This window comes from Hyphobacterium sp. (assembly GCF_965229905.1).
Taxonomy (GTDB): Bacteria; Pseudomonadota; Alphaproteobacteria; order Caulobacterales; family Maricaulaceae; genus Hyphobacterium.
In genome coordinates, this window is sequence record NZ_OZ245930.1 from 1,680,228 (window position 1) to 1,698,407 (window position 18,180).

Below are 18,180 nucleotides of genomic sequence, written 5' to 3' on the forward strand. Positions count from 1 at the left end.
TTATAGCGGCCATCATGACGCGTTCAATTGCGATTCGACCGATCCGATCCGCGCTTTTCGTGCCGGGTTCGCGGCCGCGTGCGATCGAGAAAGCGGCCGGCCTCGGAGCCGACATGCTGATCCTCGATCTGGAGGATGCTGCCGGCCCGGAGGAAAAAGACGCGGCCCGCGAAAGCGTGCCGGAAGCCCTGGCGGCTTGGGCGGGCAGTGGCGCTTTGCGGGCCGTTCGCGTCAATGGCATCGGCACGGGCCTGGAAGCCGGAGATATCGCCGCCGCCCAGGAGGCCGATGCGATCGTGCTGCCGAAAGCAGAAACCGCTGCTGATCTGCGGTCAGCGCGGAATCTGATGCCATCGGGGCCGCCGATCTGGGCTATGATCGAAACACCGCTGGCCTTGTTCCATTTGCGCGAGATCGGGGAAGCAGCGGACGAACTCAAGCTGGCCGGACTGATCGCCGGCACCAATGACCTTGCGAAAGAAATGAAGACCGGGTCCCGCGAGGCGCTGGTGCCGCATCTCGCGCGGATCGCCGCTGCCGGCCATGCTTACGGGCTGACGCCGCTGGATGGGGTTTTCAATGCCTATACCGATACGGACGGGTTTGCCGCCGAAGCGCGCGCCGGCAAGGCGCTGGGGTTTGCCGGCAAGACGCTGATCCATCCGTCTCAGGTGGCGGCCGCGAATACGGCTTTCGGGCCTGACGCCGCAGAGATCGAGCGCGCGCAACGGCTTGTCGCGGCCTTCGCGGCGCCGGAAAACAGGGGCAAGGGTGCGATCCCGTTCGAAGGCACGATGGCCGAACGTCTGCATCTTGCTGAGGCGGAAGCGATTCTACAGCAAACAAGGGACAATCGATGAGCGTTGAAATCTGGCACAATCCGCGTTGCACAAAATCGCGCGAGACGCTGGCCTTGTTGCGCCAGAAAGGCGTGGAGCCCGAGATCCGCGAATATCTGAACGAGACGCCGTCGGTGGACGAGCTGAAAACCGTGCTGGGCAAGCTCGGGTTCGATACCGTTCGCGCCTGGATGCGCACGAAAGAGGCAGATTACAAGGCGCTCGATCTCAAGAATGAGGCGGATGAAGACCGGCTGCTGGCCGCGATGGCGGCACATCCCAAGCTGATCGAGCGGCCCGTCGTCATCAATGGCGCGCGCGCCGCGCTGGGCCGGCCTCCGGAGACCGTTCTCGGAATTCTCTAGCGCGGATCGTCATAACCCCAGCGCAGCGCCCAGGGGTCGAGGATCGGCCGGACGGCTTCGAGCGCGAAGGCGTAATCATGCCAGCGGCCCGCCGAGCTGTCATAGATCGGCTGCACCACCTGCGGCGCTGAAGGCGTCGAGATGGCACGGGTTTTTGCCTGTTCGCGATAATCCATCACCTCGCCGGTCCAGTCGAGGCCGAGGAAGCCGACCAGGCGCCGCGCCTGGGTTTCGAGGTCGGCGACGCAATCCTCGTATTTTATCTCGATCTTCTGCGCGTCCGGGACGCGATCGAGCGCCCGGCTCCCCGCGAGCATGGCGGCGTCGTAATAGGCCGCCGCACCCGGCATGGTGAGCATCCGGAACATGGCGGCATTCATGCCGAAGCGCTGCTTGTAGGCTGAGAGAACGCAATCGCGCGGATCGCGCAGGCAAAGGATGAATTTGGCGTCGGGAAAGACCGCCGACAGCAAGCCGGCATAGGCAAGGTTCAATGGCAATTTGTCGATGAAAACGCCTTCGGGCGGGCCCTTTTTCCAGCCTTCCCAGTATTTGCGGCGCAGCGCTTCACGCTCGGCAGGCATGGCTTCCATGAAGGTGAGCCAATCATCGGGCGTATCGCCAGCGGATTCGATCAGTGGCGCAGAGAGTTCGGCCTCGTCGCTGGTCGTGATGCCGGGATGCGCCGCCAGCACATTCTCGATCAGCGTCGTGCCCGAACGGGGAAATCCGACAAGGAAGACCGGGGCGGGATGCGTGAGTCCGGTTTCCGTATCCACCGGAATGCCGGGCCATTGCGCGAGCTGTTTGACCCGGTCGAGGGCAAAGCCGTTGCGGATACCGGCATAGGCGTTCGTATACTGGCGCTTCAGCTTCTGATTGGCGGCGGAAAAAGCCGCCAGCGCCGCTTCGAACTCCCCGGCCTTCTCCAGTGCCTCGCCGGCACGGCCGAGCGCCAACGCGGCATTGGTGGCCGGCGCGTCCGCGGGCAGGCGCGTCTGGATCATTTCCGCGGCTTCGCGATGCGCCCCGCGGCGGATCATGGCAGCGGCCTTGACGGCCAATGCCAAGGCATCGCCTCTGGCAAGCTTCAGCGCCGCTTCGGCGGCTTCTTCGGCTTGGTCGGCCTCGTGGGCCAGCTCCAGCACGTGCGCGAGATTGCGCAGGCTCGGCAAGTGATCCGGCTCGATCTTCAGCGCTGCGCGATACGCGTCGGCCGCTGCGTTCAATTCACCGGCAGCGGCCAGGATGCGGCCCAGATTGAACGGTGCATTGACGAATTGCGGATTGGCGGCGAGCGCGCGGTCGAAGGCCTGCCTTGCGTCCTCGAGCCGGTCGAGATCGCCAGCGCACAGCCCGGCCATGTTCGCGAAATCGGCGATTTGCGGATGCTCTTCGGTCAGCGCGGAAAACACGTCAAACGCCGCTTTGCTGTCGCCGAGTGCGCGCAAGGCCAGACCTTCCAGGTAGCGCGCATTGGGGTCGGCCTCATGGGCTCGGGCAATGTCGAGCGCGCGTTGCGCCTGCCCCGTCTGAAGCGCGGCAAAACCCGATTGAAGTGTCGTCGTCATGAAGCCTCGTAACCGTATTTATCAATCCAGGGGGCGAGCACCGGCAGCGCTGGTTCGAGCACAAAACGGTAGGCCGACCATTTGCCGATCGCGCCCTTATAGAGAGGTTTTACAACCTGCGGCGCCGATGGCGTCTTGATGGCCTTGTTGGCCGCGCGTTCGCGATAGGCTGCGACCTCGTCATGCCATCCGGCGCCCAGGAATTCGAGCGCACGGGTGATCTCGGGGCGCCAGTCGGCGATCAGATCCTCGTATCGCAAGGCATGGACCGGGACGGCATGTTTGGATGCCAATGCGGCCTGTCCGGCGCGCATGGCGGCATCATAGAGCTGTGCGCATTCGCCGATGCGCAGCGTGCGGTACATTTCCGGATTCACAGCGAAACGCTGCTGGAAAGCCGACAGCACGCAATCGCGCGGATCGCGCAGGCAGAGAATGATCTTCGCGTCCGGGAAGATGCGCATCAGCGGGCCGAGCCAGACCAGATTCATCGGGTATTTGTCGATGAATATCCGGCCGGAAGGCGGCGGGCCGTCGGGGCGGGCTTGCTGCCAGTAGGCGGCGCGGATGGCGTTGATGTCGGCCGCAGACAGGGTATCGAGACGGGACAGCGTTTCGGGCCGGTCGCCGACGGCGCGGATCACCGGGCCGATGGCATCCTGCTCCTCAAGCGTCTCGATATCGGGATGCGCATCCAGCATCTGTTCGAGCAGCGTCGTGCCCGAGCGCGGAAACCCGACCTGGAAGACTGGTGCCGGGCCGGTCAGGTCCGCGACTTCGGGCGGCGCGGGATCATGGTTGGAGAACCAGTTGGCGAGGCGTTCGGCGGAGGCCAGAGAGCGCGGGCCGTCATACGTCGCGAACCGGTCCTGCGAGGCGGCGCGCTGTATATCATTGGCCGACTGCCAGGCGTTGAAGGCGGCTGCGGGGTCCTTCAGCTTGTGACAGGCCTCTGCGAGGCGCCCCCAGGCTGTGGCCAGCAAGGCCGGTGCACCGCGGGCGCTGGCCATGACCGGTTCGAGACGGGTGCGCGCGGTCCCGGCGTCGTCCTCTGCGAGCGCGATGGCGGCCTGTGCGGACCGGACCAGCCAGGCGTCGGGATCGATCGACGCGGCGCGTCCGGCGAGGGCTTTGGCGCCATCGAGATCGCGCAGGCGCAGGCTTAGCCCTGTGGCGATGGCGAGCGGTTCCGGATTCTGCGGCTGCAAGGCGGCCAGCTTTTCGAACAAGGGAATGGCCTTCTCCGGCGCCGGGCCGGCCAGCAGGCTGGCCAGGTTTCCGATGGCCGGGGCATGATCCGGGCGCAACCTCACGACCTGTTCGAAATCGCGCTGGGCACCGGCACGATCGCCCATGTCGCGGCGGCACAGCCCCGCCATGTTGATGAGATCCGGCTGATCGGGAATCTGCCGGTTGAGCATGTCGAGAGTTTTCAGCGCTTCGCCCGCGCGCCCGGCCAGGCGCAATGCGGCGGCTGACAGGTAGTGCGCCGTCGCATCGTTGGGATTGGCGCGCACCGCGGCCTGCGACGCCTGCAGGGCGGCCTGGGCATTTCCGGCGGTCAGCGCGGCCTGGGCCTGTTTCAAAAGCGCGGTCATGAGAACGTCTCCGAGAGCAGACGCTCGCACCAGGCCGGCACGGTTTCGGTGGCGTTCCCATAAATGGCATGCGTGAAGGCGTGACCGCTTTCCCCGGCATCCAGAGACAATTCCCAGGTTTTCGCCCCGGCGCGCCCGGCTTCTTCGGCGAAACCGGCGGCCGGCCAGACGGCACCCGATGTGCCGATCGCTGCAAAATGGGTTGCCTGCGGCAGCAGCGCATAGATTTCGTCCATGCCGATCGGGATTTCGCCGAACCAGACGACGTGCGGGCGCAATTGTCCCTCGCGGCCGCACGCGCCGCAGCTCATCGTAATCGACAGATCGCCGTCGCAGTCACGCAGATCACCGCAGGCGGCGCAACGCGACCGCAGAAGCTCGCCGTGCATGTGTATGAGGCGTTCCGAGCCGGCGCGCTCGTGCAGATCATCGATATTCTGGGTGACAAGGGTAAATTCGCCGCCCGACCGGACCCAGGCCGCCTCGAGCGTGGCCAAAGCAGCATGTGCCGCATTGGGCGCGGCGCCGCGCAAGCCCTGGCGGCGCGCATTGTAGAAGGCGTGAACCTCGGAAGGGTCGTCGCGGAAGCCTTCCGGCGTGGCCAGCCTCTGCCAGTCGAACTTCGCCCAGATGCCATCCGTGTCGCGGAAGGTGCCGAGGCCGGACTCGGCAGAAACACCGGAACCCGTGAGGATGAGGAGCGAAGGCGTCATGGCGACAGTGTGGCGTCTTGGCCAATCCACGCCAACCGGAGAGGGCAGCGTTGTGCCGACCCTTTTTCTCCCCCCGCTTGCGGGGGGAGTGTCGCGAAGCGACGAGGGGGGCATGCCCCCTCCACCACTTCGTGGTCCCCCTCCCCCGTGAACGGGGGAGGAAAATCTCCTTGGCGGACGTCTAGGTAACAAAAAAGCCCGCCATGGCTGGCGGGCTTCTTCGAACGGAAATGGCGTCGGAAAGCCTAATCGGCCTTCTTGGCGCGGCCGTTTTCCATGCCGCGGCCGGTGGTGCGCTCGGAAATCCGGGCCGACTTGCCGCGGCGTCCGCGCAGATAATACAGCTTGGCGCGGCGGACATTGCCGTGGCGCACGACTTCCACCTTCTCGACATTCGGCGAGTGCAGCGGGAAGACCCGCTCGACGCCTTCGCCGAAGGAGATTTTGCGGACGGTGAAGCTTTCCTGCAGGCCGGCACCCGAACGGCCGAGGCAGACGCCTTCGAACACCTGGATCCGCTCACGCTCGCCTTCCTTGATGCGGACGTGGACTTTCAGCGTGTCGCCCTGGTCGAAATCCGGGTGTGACTTGTCGCCGAGGACACGGGCGGCTTCGGCTTTTTCGATCTTCTCGATGAGGTTCATCGGTCTTCTCCTTGCCGGCGGATGTGGCGCTCCCACAGATCCGGACGGCGTTCCTGCGTCGTCTTTTCCGCCATTTCCCGGCGCCAGCGGGCGATCGCCCCATGGTCACCGGACAACAGCACTTCGGGGATCTCCTCACCCTCGAACACGCGCGGGCGCGTGTATTGAGGATATTCGAGGAGATCGCCCTCGAAACTTTCCTCCGCGGCCGATTCCGGATCCCCCAGCACTCCGGGGATCAGGCGCACACAGGCCTCAATGAGGCACATGGCGGCCGCTTCTCCGCCGGCGAGGACCGCGTCGCCGACGCTGACCTCCTCCAGCTTGCGCGTTTGGATGACCCGCTCGTCGAGCCCTTCAAAACGCCCACAAAACACGACGACGCCGGGTCCGGCAGCCCAGTCCCGGACACGGGATTGGGTGAGCGGACGGCCCCGGGGCGTCATGTAGATCAGCGGCCGTTCCTCCTCATCGGAGGCAGTCACCGCATCAATTGCCGCCGCCGCCACATCCGGGCGCAAGACCATTCCGGCCCCGCCGCCAGCAGGCGTGTCGTCAACGGAGGCGTGCTTATGGCGGGAAAATTCCCGGATGTCCACCGTTTCTAGCGCCCATAATCCCTGCTTTTGCGCAGTCCCGATCAGGGAGACGCCGAGGGGCCCCGGAAAGGCCTCCGGGAAGAGGGTGAGCACGCTGGCGGTGAACATGGCCGCGGCGTTTAGCAGGCGGCGTCGCGCTTGGCGAGTCGGGGGTTGCGCTGCGCGGCAGCAGCCCGAAATCAGGCCAGCCGCGACAACCCATCGGCGACGAGGCCGCTCGCCGCTTTTCAGATACGAAAGCCCCGCATGATGAAGCGGTTATTCGTCCTGGGGGCAGGCCGGCGTGGCCGGCCATTCGGCCTCATCGCGCGCCTCCATCACGAAGGCGATCTGCAGCACTTCGCAGTCCACGTCCCGGCCATTGCTGAACACCCAGCGCCGGACCGTATTCCGGGCCTGGCGGCCGAATGAGCGGCCCTGTTCGCGGGCGTTGCAATTGGAATCGACCACCCGTGAGAAACCGTTTCGGATGTTGTACACAACCGTACAGCTCGCGGATGCCCCGACCATACTGCCGCGAAGCGAGTATTGCGGCGGAATGCGCACGAGGGGCTGTGAATAGCCCCACCATTCCAGACCGCTATCTGTTTGGTCCGCGGAGAGCGTGATCGTGGCCGTTACTTCGCTATCCAGCAGCTGCACCAGATGCTCATTGGCAGCCCTTTCCCATGTGGCGTGACGGATCGCCTCGGCTTCGGCGCCGGCCGCGTTTTCCTCTGTATCGCACTCGGCCCGGACATTGCGCGACCCGATGCGGTCGCCCGGCGCGCTGGCGATCGTGAAGCTGACCTCGCAGGCCGATTGCGGCACCGATGCCGGCATGGGTTCCATCCACAAACTGGCCACCAGCAAATCGAAAATCATCCGCGTCACCTCTTCCGCTTGAAAGTAGCAGCGGTTCAGCCTTAACAGGTGCGCCGTCAGCTTGTCAGCCGTTTTCGTCCGTTTCGCCCCATGGGTCTGGCGTCGCGCCGGTATATCGTGTTGCGGGAAGACATGCCTGACGGCGGTCAGACAAATGAGAAACCCGGTCTAATCCTCCACGGGGCAAAGGTCCGGCAAGGTATCGGGGTCGGTGCCCGGTACGCCGCGATCGTGCACCGCGCTGAAATTCTCGAACACGAATTCTGCGGTGAAACAGCCATCTTCGGCCAATGGCAGCCAGACCGCCGACTCGATCATTGCGCGGACGCTTTGATCGGCATGCGCGATGACGCCGGGAATTCGCGCCGGACTCACCGATGTCACGCACCTCACATCATACCAGCGGGTCCGCCAGTGATTGTCCGGGATCACGCTGGCGCGACATGTGACAGATGCCCGCCGCCGATACATTTCCTCACTGATTTCGAAAGGGTGGGAGACTAGCATCTGACCTGCCGGCAGGCGCCATCCCGTCGCTGCGTCAAACTCCGCTTCGATCTGCAGATCATATTCCCAGGCCGCGCCAGGCCGGCTGAGCGGGCCGGCCCTGTCCAGGGCATCGTTCACCAGTTCCAAGAGTTCGTCGTACCGCGGCGCGTCTTCCGGGCAGATCGCGCTGAACCTGTATCCCTGCCCGGTAATATGGGATCGCAGATTGCATTGCGCGTGTCCCTCATCGGGATTGTAAGTTCCGGGCTCGTACCGGCTGAAGAATTCCGACAGGAACGGCGCATAGGGCCGGACCGGTTCAGGATACAGGTCCAAATGGTCGGCGGGCGCCGCGCAATCCGGACGATCGGGCAATATCAATTGCGGCTCTGTCACCCAGGCCCTGCCGAACGTCACCCTCATGTCAGCGCAATAGACCGGGAGCCCTCGGGTGATCATATAATCTGAAAACGCGCGGCTGACGGCCTCGGCGAAGGCGTCGGCATCGCCATCGGACTGACAGGTGACCGCCACCGGTTGTGCGTGCGTGTCGACGATATGATAGCGGGCGAGGCATTTCGCCTCCCGGCCCCGCATGATCTGACGGCGTGGCGGTTCCGGGACGGCACGATGAATGGTCAAAGGCTGCAGATACCAGCGCGGTCCCTCATCAGAATCCACAAGAAAGGCAGCGATATCATGCTGGACGGGTTGTTGCCGAATGGCGGGCGGCAATAGCGGAATGTCGTGTTCCGCGATGCGGCCGCGGATTTCCTGTTCGAGTGCCTGGCGGTAAGCGACAGGCGGGCAGTCGATATCGATCTCGTCGATCCGGCGCGGACCGAAATCGATTGTCACCATGCAGCTGACGGGCTCGGCGGCTAGCACGGCTTGAACCGCAAGGGCGAAAAGCGCGCTCAACGCCTATTCTCCTTCAAAATTCCGCGTAACCGCATGTGCAGGCTCCAACGGGCCGGGCGCCGGCAAACTCAACACCGCTTGCATGCAGAGTCACTCCCCAACTGCGCACAACTCTAGCCAGCAGTCAGGGCTGCTGTCAGCCGTTTTCCTCGACCTCATCCAGCACCGGCGGGTCGATGGTGATGCGGCCGGCGGCGATATCGACGGCCGGGACGGCGTCGCGGGTAAACGGCAGGTAGAAGCGGCCCTCCGGGCCGTCGATCTCGAGAAGATCACCGGCGCCGAAATTCTGTACGGCCGCGACGCGGCCGGCAGGCTCGCCGTCCACAGTCTGCACCGTGAGGCCGATGAGGTCGGTGATGTAGAACTCGTCCGGATCGGGTTCCGGCAGGGCGGCCCGCGGGGCGCAGAGTTCACGGCCGCGCAGGGCGGCGACCTCCTCGCGCGTCAATGCTTCGCGGAATGTGACGATGAATTCGTCCTTCTGGCGCCGCCATTTGAGCGGTGTGAGAAAGGCTTCGCCGTCCTTGTCGAGGAAGGGTCCGTAGGTGAAACAGGCGTCGGGCGCGGCGGTGAAGGACTGGATCCGCGCCTCGCCCTTCACGCCATGGGCCCCCTTGATGCGGGCGATGGTGATGAGTTTGTCTGTCATCTCAGGAAGAGCCCCCATCCCTCCCCTCGACGGGGAGGGTGGCTGGCGCGCAGCGCCAGACGGGAGGGGTGGAGGCAGATTTCCTCACCCCCTCCGTCCCTTCGGGACACCTCCCTCGTCAACGGCGAGGATGTCGACCTTGGGCAACCTTAGCCCTCTTTCTTGTCGTCTTCGGCGGCGTCTTCAGCCGGAGCTTCCTCGGCCGGAGCCGCTTCAGCAGTGGCGTCTTCCGCAGGTGCTTCTTCAGCCGCAGCTTCTTCTGCCGGAGCCTCTTCCTCGGCCGGCGCTTCGGCGGCGGCCTTGGCTTCGTCTTCAGCCGCCTTCAGCTCGGCTTCCTTCTCGGCCTTCTCGGCGAGGCGCTCCTGCGCCTTGGCGCCCGGCTTGGCTTTTTGCGGGTTGTTGCCATGTTCCCACTTGAAGGTCTCGCCATCGGCCTCGTGCAGGAAGCGCGCGACGCGGTCGGTCGGGCGGGCGCCCTTGGCATACCAATCCTTGGCTTTTTCGAGGTCGAGCTTCACGCGCTCGGCATCCTTCGGCAGCATCGGATTGTAGGAGCCGATCTTCTCGATGAATCGGCCATCGCGCGGCATGCGCGAATCGGCAACGACGATGCGGTAATAGGGGCGTTTTTTCGAGCCACCGCGGGAGAGACGGATTTTCAGGGACATGAGTATTTTCCTTGGTTAGTCAGTGATTTGTCGGGGGTTGGCGATTAGCCCGCTGATTTCATTGGGCGTGCAATTCGAATTGGGTCCGGCCTCGGGAGGGGGAATTTCCGAGCCGTCATCCTCCGCAAGCATGAATTCGATCTGGGTGTGGATGTTCGTCCGCGCGGCGGCGCCTCCAGAATAGGTCCATTGCAGGATGGCCGCCTCACTTGCGCGGGCGAACTCTGCGGCCACGAATTCACGAGTCGATTGCGGCAGATAGTCAGGCGCGGACGTGTAGCAGGTCACACAGACATCGTGCGGACGGCCTTCGGGGCTGACGTCAAAGACCGCCGGGCACGTCGCGGTGATCCCGAACTGAGCGGCGATGCCAGGATAGTCCGGGGGTACCCGCAAAATCGGCGTGGCATGGCTGTCGGCCATCAAGAGGAAGAGGGCGGTAATGATCGTCATTTCTTGCCAAAACCGATCGGCAGGCCGTCCGGTCCGAGCTGCGGCGCACCGCCGAGCCCGGGCAGACCGCCAGATTGTTCCTTCGTGTCACCGCCGGGCAGTCCGGGCAGACCACCGGATGTGGCGCCCTTCATGCGCTCGATCAGCGCCGGATCGGGACCGCCGCCGCCTCCGGGCGGGGTGAAGCCGGACAGAAGGCCTTTCGGACCCTTCTTGCCGACCTTTTTCATCATGTCCGCCATCTGGCGGTGCATTTTCAGAAGCTTGTTGACTTCCGGCACACCGACACCCGCACCGGCGGCAATCCGCTTGCGGCGCGACGCCTTGATCAGGTCCGGCTTCCTGCGTTCCTGCCGGGTCATCGAGGAGATGATCGCGACCTGCTTTTTCACCAGGCTGTCGTCCATGCCGGCGGCCGCGGCCTGTGCCTGCATCTTCTTGTTCATGCCCGGCAGCAGACCCATGATGCCGCCCAGACCGCCCATTTTCTGAAGCTGCTGCAGCTGGTCGCGCAGATCGTCCATGTCGAACTTGCCCTTCGCCATTTTGCGGGCGAGGCGTTCGGCTTTCTCCTGATCGACGTCCTCGGCGGCTTTCTCGACGAGGGCGACAATGTCGCCGCGGCCGAGAATGCGGCCGGCCATACGCTTGGCGTCAAAAGCGTCTAGCCCGTCGACCTTCTCGGAGACGCCGACAAACTTGATCGGCAGGCCGGTGACATGGCGCATGGACAGCGCCGCACCGCCGCGGCCATCGCCGTCCATCCGGGTGAGGACCAGGCCGGTCAGCGGCAGGCGCTCATGGAAACGGCGGGCGGTCTCAACCGCGTCCTGGCCGGTCAGCGCATCGGCGACCAGCAGCGTCTCGCGCGGATTGGCGGCGTCCGAGATCGCCTTCGCCTCGGCCATCAGATCCTCGTCGATCGAGGTCCGGCCGGCAGTGTCGAGAATGATGACGTCATAGCCCTGAAGGCGGCCGGCCTGCAGCGCGCGCTTGGCGATATCGACCGCACCCTGGCCCTTGACGATGGGCAGGAAGCCGGCTTCGGCCTGCTTGGCCATCTGCTCGAGTTGTTCCATGGCCGCCGGGCGGCGCGTGTCGAGCGAGGCGAGCAGGACTTTCTTCTTGTCGCGGGTCTGGATGCGGCGTGCCAGCTTGGCCGAGGTCGTGGTCTTACCGGATCCCTGCAGACCTGCCATGAGGATGACGATCGGCGGTTCGCCGGTCAGTGACAAGCCTTCCGGTTCGCCCTCGCCGCCCAGCAGGTCGACCAGCCCGTCATGAACGATTTTGATGACCTGCTGACCCGGTGCGACGGCGCGGATGACATCCTCGCCGACGGCGCGCTCGCGCACCCTTTTGACGAAGTCCTTGACCACCGGCAGGGCGACATCGGCCTCCAGTAGCGCGACACGGATTTCGCGCAAGGCTGCATCGACGTCCTTCTCCGAGAGGGCGCCGCGTCCGGTGAGCTTGTCGAAAACCCCGGAAAGCCGTTCTGTCAGTGCGTCGAACATCTGTTCGCCGTCTCCAATCCTTGCTCCGCCCTTCGAGATGCGCGGCTGCGTCTGTCTCCCCCCGCGTGCGGGGGGAGTGGTCCGGAGGACCGAGGGGGGCGTGTTGGCGTTCGCCCCCTCCGCTCGCTTCGCGACCACCTCCCCCGTGAACGGGGGAGGACAACAGCTGACATCGGGTCAGCCCCGAAGGTTCACGTGCAGACATAGGCATTGCCACCCCGGTGAGCGAGCCTTCGCCGACCGCGGGACCTCGCCGGCGTCGTCGCACCGGTCAAGGCAAGCATCCCTGCTTGCACGTGTGAGCGGCGGGCAATACGCGGCCCGCCGGCGAAAGTCAAGAAATGCGGGCTTGAGCTTCGGTTGAAGCTGCGTCTGATAGGACGGCGCCGAAAGGAGACGTCATGCGTTTGTTGCTGATCGAAGACGATACCGACATCGCCGGCAATATCTGCGACTTCCTGGCGGCGCGCGGTCACGTCGTCGACTGGGCTTATGACGGGCGCAGCGGCCGGGACCAGGCGTTGGCCGGCGGGCACGACCAGCTACTGGTCGACGTCAACCTCCCCGGATGCGACGGGTTTTCGCTGTGCCGCGACCTGCGGGCGACGGGAGACTCGCGTCCGGTGCTGTTCATCACGGCACGCGGCGAGATCGAAGACAAGCTGTCCGGCTTCGAAGCGGGTGCATGGGATTATCTGGTCAAGCCGTTTTCGCTGGCCGAACTCGAAGCCCGGATTCGGGCTGCCGGTCTGCGATCGCTGCCGCCGTCACCGATCCGGTTCGGGCCGATCAGCTGGCAACCCGGCCGCCGGCTCTTCGTCGTGGAGGACAAACCGCTGGTCCTTCCCAATATCGCGCAGACCATTCTGGCGTCTTTGATCGCGGCCGCACCCGGCATTGTGCCGCGCGATCAACTGGTGTCGGCAATCTGGGGAGAGGAGGAGCCGGACTCCTCGCCCTTGCGGTCGCATATCAGCGATCTGCGCAGCCGGCTGAGTGCCTTCGGCATGACCATCAAAACGCTAAGAGGCGCCGGATACCGGCTGGCGTTGAAAGACAATGAATAAGTCACTCGCCCGCCGCATCTCGATCATTTTCGGCCTCTGGGGCGCGGTGCTGGTCCTCGTATACAGTGCCGCCTGTATCCTTCTCGCCTATACAACGGAAGACCGCCTGCTGGAGGACGTACTCCTTGCTCACGCGGCGGCTTATCGGTCGGCTGTGGCCGAAGACCAGACCTACCGGCTGTCACTCGACTGGATTGCGGTGGTCGACGGACCGGATGCGGAAGCCTTGATCCCGAACGGATTTTCCTGGACCAGCGACCGGATTCAGGAGTTCGACGGACGAGACGGCGCGCATTATCACGGAATGGTCCTTAACACGGCGGCGGGATCGTTCTCACCGGCAATCGTGCTTGAGACGTCGCGGACACGATCGGTCACGTCCGAGCTTGATGGCTATTTGCGGATTCTGGCCCAGTTCGGCGCAATACTGCTTCTCTGTTCACTCGTCGTGAGCTGGCTGGCCGGCTGGACGGCGGCGCGCCCGATCACGCGGCTCGCGAAGCTGGTCCGCGCTACGCCAAGCGACAAAATGCCCGACGATTTCGCCCAATCGTTCGGCTCGGGCGAAGTCGGGCAGTTGGCGAATGTGATCGAAACCAGCCTGCGGCGGTCCCGCGAAGCGCTCGCGCGGGAACGCGCCTTCAATGAAGGGATCAGCCATGAGTGGCGATCATGGCTGCAGATCGCCCAACAGGCGGCCGAGCTGCTGCCGGCCGAAAGGGAGCCCGCCGCCCATGATCGGCTGATGCGGTCCCTCGATTCGATGGGGGAAGCCTCGCAAGCCTTCTTGTGGCTAGCCGATCCGGCGCGGGATGCGTCAAGCCAGACCGAGGATGCCAGATTCGCAGTGCAGCAGGCGGCCGAGCGGCTGAAATCCGCCGCGTCCGCGCGCGGTGCGAAGATCAAGTTTGAAAACTTGGCGCCGCTGGCGGGCCAGACCCCGACGGCCGTGCTCGGTGTGTTGACCACCAATCTCGTACGCAACGCCATCCAGCATTCCGGCGCGTCGCAGGTATCCGTCGCATTGAGCCGGGAGGCGCTTGTGGTGTCAGACAATGGCTGCGGTCTGCCGCCAGAACGCCGGGCGGCGATCAACCGCCATGAACCGCCCGTCAGCGCGGATGGCGTCGGCCTCGGCCTGATCCTGTGTCAGCGTTTGTGCGAGCGCTTTGCCTGGCAGCTGCGTCTTGACGGCAATGGCCCGGATCCGGGCCTGTCGGCGACGATTACCTTCGGTTCGATCTAGTTCACGGGAGAGAAATATGAAACATCCAGAAGCCTTCGGGCTGGCCGGTCTCGCCATGTCGATTTTCCTGGCTTGGCCGGCCTCCGCAGACCCGCGCCATGCCGACTGGGGCCACGTAGACGCGCATCTTGCCTCGATGATGGAGCGGCACGACCTTGACGGTCTCAGCCTGGTGGTCGGATTTGGCGACGAGGTTTATCACGAACGCTATCTCGGGGACGACCGGCCCGACACGGTGCGTGTTGCGGCGTCTGCCACCAAGCTGGTGGTCGCAGCGACGTTGCTGACGCTTGTCGATGACGGACATTTGACGCTCGATACGCGGGCCTCGTCGTATCTTGCTTATCTGCAGCCGCGCTACAGAGATGTCACCTTGCGCCACATGCTTGCCCATACGTCGGGCATGAGCGAGGACCATGGCCTCGATCAAGACCATGCGGTTCCTCTCTGGGTTTCGGCACACGCACTGTCCCTGACCCTTCCGCTCAACCCGCCTGGCGGACAAGTGAATTATGGTGGCGCCGGCTTTGCCAATGCAGGTCTGTTGGCCGAGACCGCCACCGGGACCGGGTGGCGGGACCTGTTCGCGCACCGGATCGCCGGGCCGCTCGGACTGGAGGACACCTATTTCAGTCACCCGACATCGCCAGGACGCCAGCTGGACAGCGTCAATGTGAACCTGTCGGGCGGCTTGTTGATCTCGTCACGCGACTATCGCCGCATCCTGGCGTCGCTGACCGGAGGCGGAACGCGCATACTTTCGCCCTCAATGGTGGCCGAAATGACGCGTCATCAGAGTGCCAATGCCGACCGCAGTGACATGCCAGGGCCGATTCCCGCAGATGGCGGAACGGGGCTCGGTGTGTGGTGTGAAGATATTCGTATCGATGGCAGCTGCGGCCTTGTGCATTCACTGGGCGCTTATGGCGCCTTGCCGTGGATCGATTACGAGGCTGGAGTATTCGCGGTTTTGCTGATGGAGGGTGAGAGCTTGCGGGAGCTGCTGCCGGATTTGCGTGAGCTGCAGCGGCGGGTCCGCGAGGCCGCGCGATAGCTATGGCGAATTGCCCCATCCACTTGCGGCGCAACCGTGGCTAGGGTGGCAAAAACGGGGAGACAAGATGGGCCAGGAAGTCGCCAGCTGCGATTATGTCGACGAACAGGCATTCGTGAAGCGCTTGCGCGCGGAAACGCGGCTTGTCTCCAACCTTTACAAGGATCAGCGCTTCGAGAGCTTCGATCCGCCGATGGGTGGGGCGGAGGTCGAGGCTTGGCTGGTCGATGACAACTGGCTGCCGGCGCCGGCGAATGATGCCTTTCTCAAACGGCTTGATGAGACGCTGGCGACGCATGAGCTGGCGCAGTTCAACTTCGAGCTCAATCTCGATCCGCATCCCTTGCCGGGCGGCCTGCCGAAACTGAAACAGCAGATCGAGGCGCTGTGGGCGAAATGTGCGGAGACGGCCGATGCGCTCGCGCTGAAGCCGTTGATGATCGGCATGCCGCCGACGCTGATCCAGGACATGCTGTCGCTGGACACGATGACGCCGACCAACCGGTATCGCGCCCTTAACGAGCGCGTGATGGAGCTCCGCGGTAAGCCGACCGAAGTCGACATTTCGCGACGCGAAAAGCTAGAACTGGCGCAGAACCATCTGATGCTGGAAGCCGCCTGTACCTCGCTGCAGACCCACTCCACCGTCAATCCGGGCGAGGAGGCGCGGATGTATAATGCGGCGCAGATCGCAGCGGCGCCGGTGGTGGCGATCTCCGCGAACTCGCCCTTTCTCTATGGCCGCCGGCTGTGGGAGGAGACCCGCATCCCGGCGTTCGAGCAGGCGATCGGGATCAACAGTTTCAGGGGCCGGGACGGGGCCAAGATCGGCCGTGTCACCTTCGGGGCGAAATGGCTGCGGCACAGCTTCCTGGAACTCTTCCTGGAGAATCTCGACGGGCATGAGGCCTTGCTGCCGATCCTCGAGGACGCCGAGCCGGAACGCCTGCGGCATTTCAAGCTGCAGAACGGGACGTTGTGGCGCTGGAACCGGCCGATCCTCGGTGGCGACTGCCACGGCACGCCGCATCTGCGGATCGAGAACCGCGTAACGCCGGCCGGGCCGACGGCAGCCGACATGGTGGCGAACGCCGCCTTCTTCATCGGTCTGACGCGGTATTTGGCCGGACTCGAGATTGCGCCGGAAACCGATATGGAGTTCGCCACCGCGCGCAGCAATTTCTATGCCTGCGCACGGCGCGGGCTGGGCGCGCAGATCGCCTGGACCGGCGGCAAGCCGCACGATGTGCAGCGCCTGATCCATGACCGGCTGGCCGATCAGGCCCGCGAAGGCCTGGTCGCGGCGGGCGTGCCCGAGCCCGAAGCCCGTGCGGTGCTCGATCCGATCCGCGGCCGGGCCCGGACCGGGCTTAATGGCGCCGCCTGGCAGCGCAATTGGGTGAATTGTCATGGCCGGGATTTCCAGGGCCTCGTGGCGGCCTATTATGAGCGCCAGCAAAAGGGGCGGCCGGTTCACACATGGCGGATCTAGAGCTGCGGCTTGACCGGCTGGACAACCTGCCCGGCGCGATTGCGCGCACGGCGGCGAAGGATGTGCGTACGGTGTTTCCGGAGAGCACGCTGATCTCGCTGGACGGGCGCCATCCCGATCCGCTGTTCGTTGCTGTGCTGGAGCATGGCAATGAGACGGTGGGCTGGGCGGCGCTGCAAAAGCTGCAGGCCTGGATGGCGCATCATCCCCTGCCGCGGTCGATGCTGATCTTTGTCGGCAATGTGCGCGCCGCCGAATTGCAGTCACGGATGGTGCCGGGGCGGCCGGACTACAACCGGATCTGGACCGGCGGCGATACGCCGGAGCACGCTCTGGCGCGGCAGGTGCTGGAAATCGCGCGCGCGGCAAAGCCCTTTGCCGCCATCGATCTGCACAACAATACCGGGGCCAATCCGCTTTACGCGCTGGTGCACAAGGAGCGGGCGCCCGATCTGCAGCTGACCAGCCTGTTTGCGGCGCACGCCATGCTGACGCGCAATCCGCCGGGCACGCTGTCGGAGGCGTTCTCGGACTTCTGCCCGGCGATCACCGCCGAGTGCGGCCATTCCGGTGTCGCGGTCAATGAGGAGGCGGCGTTCAATCTGGTGCTGGATGCGCTGCATCTGGATCACTGGCGCGGCGCGGCCGATCTGGAGCTCGATCTCTATACGGTGGCCGGGCGGATCGAGATCGCTCCCGAAGCCCGGATGGTATTCGAGCACGGTGTGGACGGCGATATCGAATTTCCGGCGAGTTTGGAGAAATGGAATTTCTTCGACCGGCCGGCCGGTTCGACATTCGCGCGGATCCGCGGCGATGGCGCGGTTATCCGCGTGTGCGACGATCAGGGCCGGGATGTGACCGGCGAGGTATTCCGCCGGGAGGGCGACCGGCTCTTGCTGACGCGCGATTTCACGCCGGCGATGCTGACCGTCAACGAGCCGGCGATCCGTGCCGACTGCCTCGGTTATCTGATGGAGAAGGCCTAAGCGCGCAACCGCCGCGCCAGCTTGGGCAGGGCAAAGACGAACCAGACGGCCGCCCAGATATTGCCGAGGATGGGCAAAGGCGCGATCCAGACGATGGCGCGCCACAGGCGGCGCTCGAACAGGGCGATGACGATCGCGATCAGGAAAAAGCCGAGATAGAGGTCGAGTAGCGTGACCTGTCCCCAGGGGTCGGAGATGAGCCAGGCGCCGGCGGCGCCGAAATCGCCCTGCGAGATGGCGATCCAGATCAGGCCGCCAAGGGCGAGCCCGCCGAGCGCGACCAGAATGCGGAGAATGAGCATGATGCGTATCCTTTCATGAAGGATACGTGGTGATGGGCCGCGTGGATTGGTGGTCTGAATCCGGAGGTCGCCGGAAAGAGATGCCCCGGACCCGCGCCGGCGCGGCCGGGGCATGACGCGTGCTTGAATTGGAGCGG

Annotated in this window: 19 protein-coding genes; 7 read left to right on the forward strand and 12 right to left on the reverse strand. The window is 64.7% G+C overall.

What is annotated here, in order from left to right; all coding sequences use genetic code 11:
- The first annotated feature begins 14 nt into the window (after positions 1 to 14).
- Together ACO08C_RS08525 and arsC are read left to right on the forward strand one after the other, a co-directional pair.
- Entirely contained in the window at positions 15 to 860 is an 846-nt protein-coding gene (locus ACO08C_RS08525) for an HpcH/HpaI aldolase/citrate lyase family protein (RefSeq protein ID WP_421784875.1), read from the forward strand.
- Entirely contained in the window at positions 857 to 1,204 is a 348-nt protein-coding gene (arsC, locus tag ACO08C_RS08530) for an arsenate reductase (glutaredoxin) (RefSeq protein WP_421784876.1), read from the forward strand. The genes ACO08C_RS08525 and arsC overlap by 4 nt, the downstream gene beginning before the upstream one ends.
- Here arsC and ACO08C_RS08535 read toward each other — a convergent pair.
- From ACO08C_RS08535 to ffh, 11 genes are all read right to left on the reverse strand, one after another.
- Positions 1,201 to 2,775 (reverse strand): sulfotransferase, encoded by a 1,575-nt coding sequence (locus tag ACO08C_RS08535; RefSeq protein ID WP_421784878.1) that lies wholly within the window; start codon positions 2,773 to 2,775, stop codon positions 1,201 to 1,203. The two genes, arsC and ACO08C_RS08535, sit on opposite strands and share 4 nt — an antisense overlap.
- The gene (locus ACO08C_RS08540) at positions 2,772 to 4,373 is read right to left on the reverse strand and encodes a tetratricopeptide repeat-containing sulfotransferase family protein (RefSeq protein ID WP_421784880.1); all 1,602 of its coding nucleotides are present in this window, start codon (positions 4,371 to 4,373) and stop codon (positions 2,772 to 2,774) included. Before ACO08C_RS08540 ends, ACO08C_RS08535 begins: the two co-directional genes overlap by 4 nt.
- A complete protein-coding gene (locus ACO08C_RS08545) occupies positions 4,370 to 5,086 on the reverse strand; it encodes a Sir2 family NAD-dependent protein deacetylase (protein WP_421784882.1) in 717 nt (238 codons plus the stop codon). Before ACO08C_RS08545 ends, ACO08C_RS08540 begins: the two co-directional genes overlap by 4 nt.
- 245 nt (positions 5,087 to 5,331) lie before the next feature.
- Complete coding sequence (rplS, locus tag ACO08C_RS08550) at positions 5,332 to 5,730, reverse strand: 50S ribosomal protein L19 (protein WP_421784883.1); 399 nt, start codon at positions 5,728 to 5,730, stop codon at positions 5,332 to 5,334.
- Positions 5,727 to 6,437 carry a tRNA (guanosine(37)-N1)-methyltransferase TrmD gene (gene trmD / locus ACO08C_RS08555; protein ID WP_421784885.1) on the reverse strand — a complete coding sequence of 237 codons (711 nt, stop codon included), beginning with the start codon at positions 6,435 to 6,437 and terminating at the stop codon, positions 5,727 to 5,729. The genes rplS and trmD overlap by 4 nt, the downstream gene beginning before the upstream one ends.
- Positions 6,438 to 6,587: 150 nt before the next feature.
- Entirely contained in the window at positions 6,588 to 7,193 is a 606-nt protein-coding gene (locus ACO08C_RS08560; protein WP_421784887.1) for a hypothetical protein, read from the reverse strand.
- Positions 7,194 to 7,361: 168 nt separating this feature from the next.
- Positions 7,362 to 8,603 (reverse strand): hypothetical protein, encoded by a 1,242-nt coding sequence (locus ACO08C_RS08565; protein ID WP_421784889.1) that lies wholly within the window; start codon positions 8,601 to 8,603, stop codon positions 7,362 to 7,364.
- A gap of 136 nt (positions 8,604 to 8,739) precedes the next feature.
- Positions 8,740 to 9,255 (reverse strand): ribosome maturation factor RimM, encoded by a 516-nt coding sequence (gene rimM, locus ACO08C_RS08570; protein WP_421784890.1) that lies wholly within the window; start codon positions 9,253 to 9,255, stop codon positions 8,740 to 8,742.
- Between the two features lie 149 nt (positions 9,256 to 9,404).
- Positions 9,405 to 9,923, reverse strand: coding sequence for a 30S ribosomal protein S16 (gene rpsP / locus ACO08C_RS08575; RefSeq protein ID WP_421784891.1), 519 nt, complete (start codon positions 9,921 to 9,923; stop codon positions 9,405 to 9,407).
- Positions 9,924 to 9,938: 15 nt separating this feature from the next.
- On the reverse strand, positions 9,939 to 10,376 hold the full coding sequence (locus ACO08C_RS08580; RefSeq protein ID WP_421784893.1) for a hypothetical protein: 438 nt from the start codon (positions 10,374 to 10,376) through the stop codon (positions 9,939 to 9,941).
- A complete protein-coding gene (ffh, locus tag ACO08C_RS08585) occupies positions 10,373 to 11,893 on the reverse strand; it encodes a signal recognition particle protein (protein WP_421784894.1) in 1,521 nt (506 codons plus the stop codon). Before ffh ends, ACO08C_RS08580 begins: the two co-directional genes overlap by 4 nt.
- 401 nt (positions 11,894 to 12,294) lie before the next feature.
- On the opposite strand from ffh, the gene ACO08C_RS08590 reads away from it, so the two are divergent.
- From ACO08C_RS08590 to ACO08C_RS08610, 5 genes are all read left to right on the forward strand, one after another.
- Positions 12,295 to 12,960: a response regulator transcription factor gene (locus tag ACO08C_RS08590; RefSeq protein WP_421784896.1), complete on the forward strand. Its 666-nt coding sequence runs from the start codon at positions 12,295 to 12,297 to the stop codon at positions 12,958 to 12,960.
- Positions 12,953 to 14,206, forward strand: a complete 1,254-nt coding sequence (locus ACO08C_RS08595; RefSeq protein ID WP_421784898.1) for a sensor histidine kinase — start codon at positions 12,953 to 12,955, stop codon at positions 14,204 to 14,206. Before ACO08C_RS08590 ends, ACO08C_RS08595 begins: the two co-directional genes overlap by 8 nt.
- Before the next feature lie 16 nt (positions 14,207 to 14,222).
- Positions 14,223 to 15,260, forward strand: a complete 1,038-nt coding sequence (locus ACO08C_RS08600) for a serine hydrolase domain-containing protein (RefSeq protein WP_421784900.1) — start codon at positions 14,223 to 14,225, stop codon at positions 15,258 to 15,260.
- 67 nt (positions 15,261 to 15,327) lie between these two features.
- Positions 15,328 to 16,752 carry a glutamate--cysteine ligase gene (locus ACO08C_RS08605; RefSeq protein ID WP_421784902.1) on the forward strand — a complete coding sequence of 475 codons (1,425 nt, stop codon included), beginning with the start codon at positions 15,328 to 15,330 and terminating at the stop codon, positions 16,750 to 16,752.
- Positions 16,740 to 17,741: a peptidase M14 gene (locus ACO08C_RS08610; RefSeq protein WP_421784903.1), complete on the forward strand. Its 1,002-nt coding sequence runs from the start codon at positions 16,740 to 16,742 to the stop codon at positions 17,739 to 17,741. Before ACO08C_RS08605 ends, ACO08C_RS08610 begins: the two co-directional genes overlap by 13 nt.
- Here ACO08C_RS08610 and ACO08C_RS08615 read toward each other — a convergent pair.
- Entirely contained in the window at positions 17,738 to 18,043 is a 306-nt protein-coding gene (locus ACO08C_RS08615) for a hypothetical protein (RefSeq protein WP_421784905.1), read from the reverse strand. The two genes, ACO08C_RS08610 and ACO08C_RS08615, sit on opposite strands and share 4 nt — an antisense overlap.
- Positions 18,044 to 18,180: the final 137 nt, after the last annotated feature.

Excerpts from the sequence above, each read along its gene's own strand:
- ACO08C_RS08525 (WP_421784875.1), top strand. The coding sequence starts at position 15 with ATGACGCGTTCAATTGCGATTCGACCGATCCGATCCGCGCTTTTCGTG.
- arsC (WP_421784876.1), top strand. The coding sequence starts at position 857 with ATGAGCGTTGAAATCTGGCACAATCCGCGTTGCACAAAATCGCGCGAG.
- ACO08C_RS08535 (WP_421784878.1), bottom strand. The coding sequence starts at position 2,775 with ATGACGACGACACTTCAATCGGGTTTTGCCGCGCTTCAGACGGGGCAG.
- ACO08C_RS08540 (WP_421784880.1), bottom strand. The coding sequence starts at position 4,373 with ATGACCGCGCTTTTGAAACAGGCCCAGGCCGCGCTGACCGCCGGAAAT.
- ACO08C_RS08545 (WP_421784882.1), bottom strand. The coding sequence starts at position 5,086 with ATGACGCCTTCGCTCCTCATCCTCACGGGTTCCGGTGTTTCTGCCGAG.
- rplS (WP_421784883.1), bottom strand. The coding sequence starts at position 5,730 with ATGAACCTCATCGAGAAGATCGAAAAAGCCGAAGCCGCCCGTGTCCTC.
- trmD (WP_421784885.1), bottom strand. The coding sequence starts at position 6,437 with ATGTTCACCGCCAGCGTGCTCACCCTCTTCCCGGAGGCCTTTCCGGGG.
- ACO08C_RS08560 (WP_421784887.1), bottom strand. The coding sequence starts at position 7,193 with ATGATTTTCGATTTGCTGGTGGCCAGTTTGTGGATGGAACCCATGCCG.
- rimM (WP_421784890.1), bottom strand. The coding sequence starts at position 9,255 with ATGACAGACAAACTCATCACCATCGCCCGCATCAAGGGGGCCCATGGC.
- rpsP (WP_421784891.1), bottom strand. The coding sequence starts at position 9,923 with ATGTCCCTGAAAATCCGTCTCTCCCGCGGTGGCTCGAAAAAACGCCCC.
- ACO08C_RS08580 (WP_421784893.1), bottom strand. The coding sequence starts at position 10,376 with ATGACGATCATTACCGCCCTCTTCCTCTTGATGGCCGACAGCCATGCC.
- ffh (WP_421784894.1), bottom strand. The coding sequence starts at position 11,893 with ATGTTCGACGCACTGACAGAACGGCTTTCCGGGGTTTTCGACAAGCTC.
- ACO08C_RS08590 (WP_421784896.1), top strand. The coding sequence starts at position 12,295 with ATGCGTTTGTTGCTGATCGAAGACGATACCGACATCGCCGGCAATATC.
- ACO08C_RS08595 (WP_421784898.1), top strand. The coding sequence starts at position 12,953 with ATGAATAAGTCACTCGCCCGCCGCATCTCGATCATTTTCGGCCTCTGG.
- ACO08C_RS08600 (WP_421784900.1), top strand. The coding sequence starts at position 14,223 with ATGAAACATCCAGAAGCCTTCGGGCTGGCCGGTCTCGCCATGTCGATT.
- ACO08C_RS08605 (WP_421784902.1), top strand. The coding sequence starts at position 15,328 with ATGGGCCAGGAAGTCGCCAGCTGCGATTATGTCGACGAACAGGCATTC.
- ACO08C_RS08610 (WP_421784903.1), top strand. The coding sequence starts at position 16,740 with ATGGCGGATCTAGAGCTGCGGCTTGACCGGCTGGACAACCTGCCCGGC.
- ACO08C_RS08615 (WP_421784905.1), bottom strand. The coding sequence starts at position 18,043 with ATGCTCATTCTCCGCATTCTGGTCGCGCTCGGCGGGCTCGCCCTTGGC.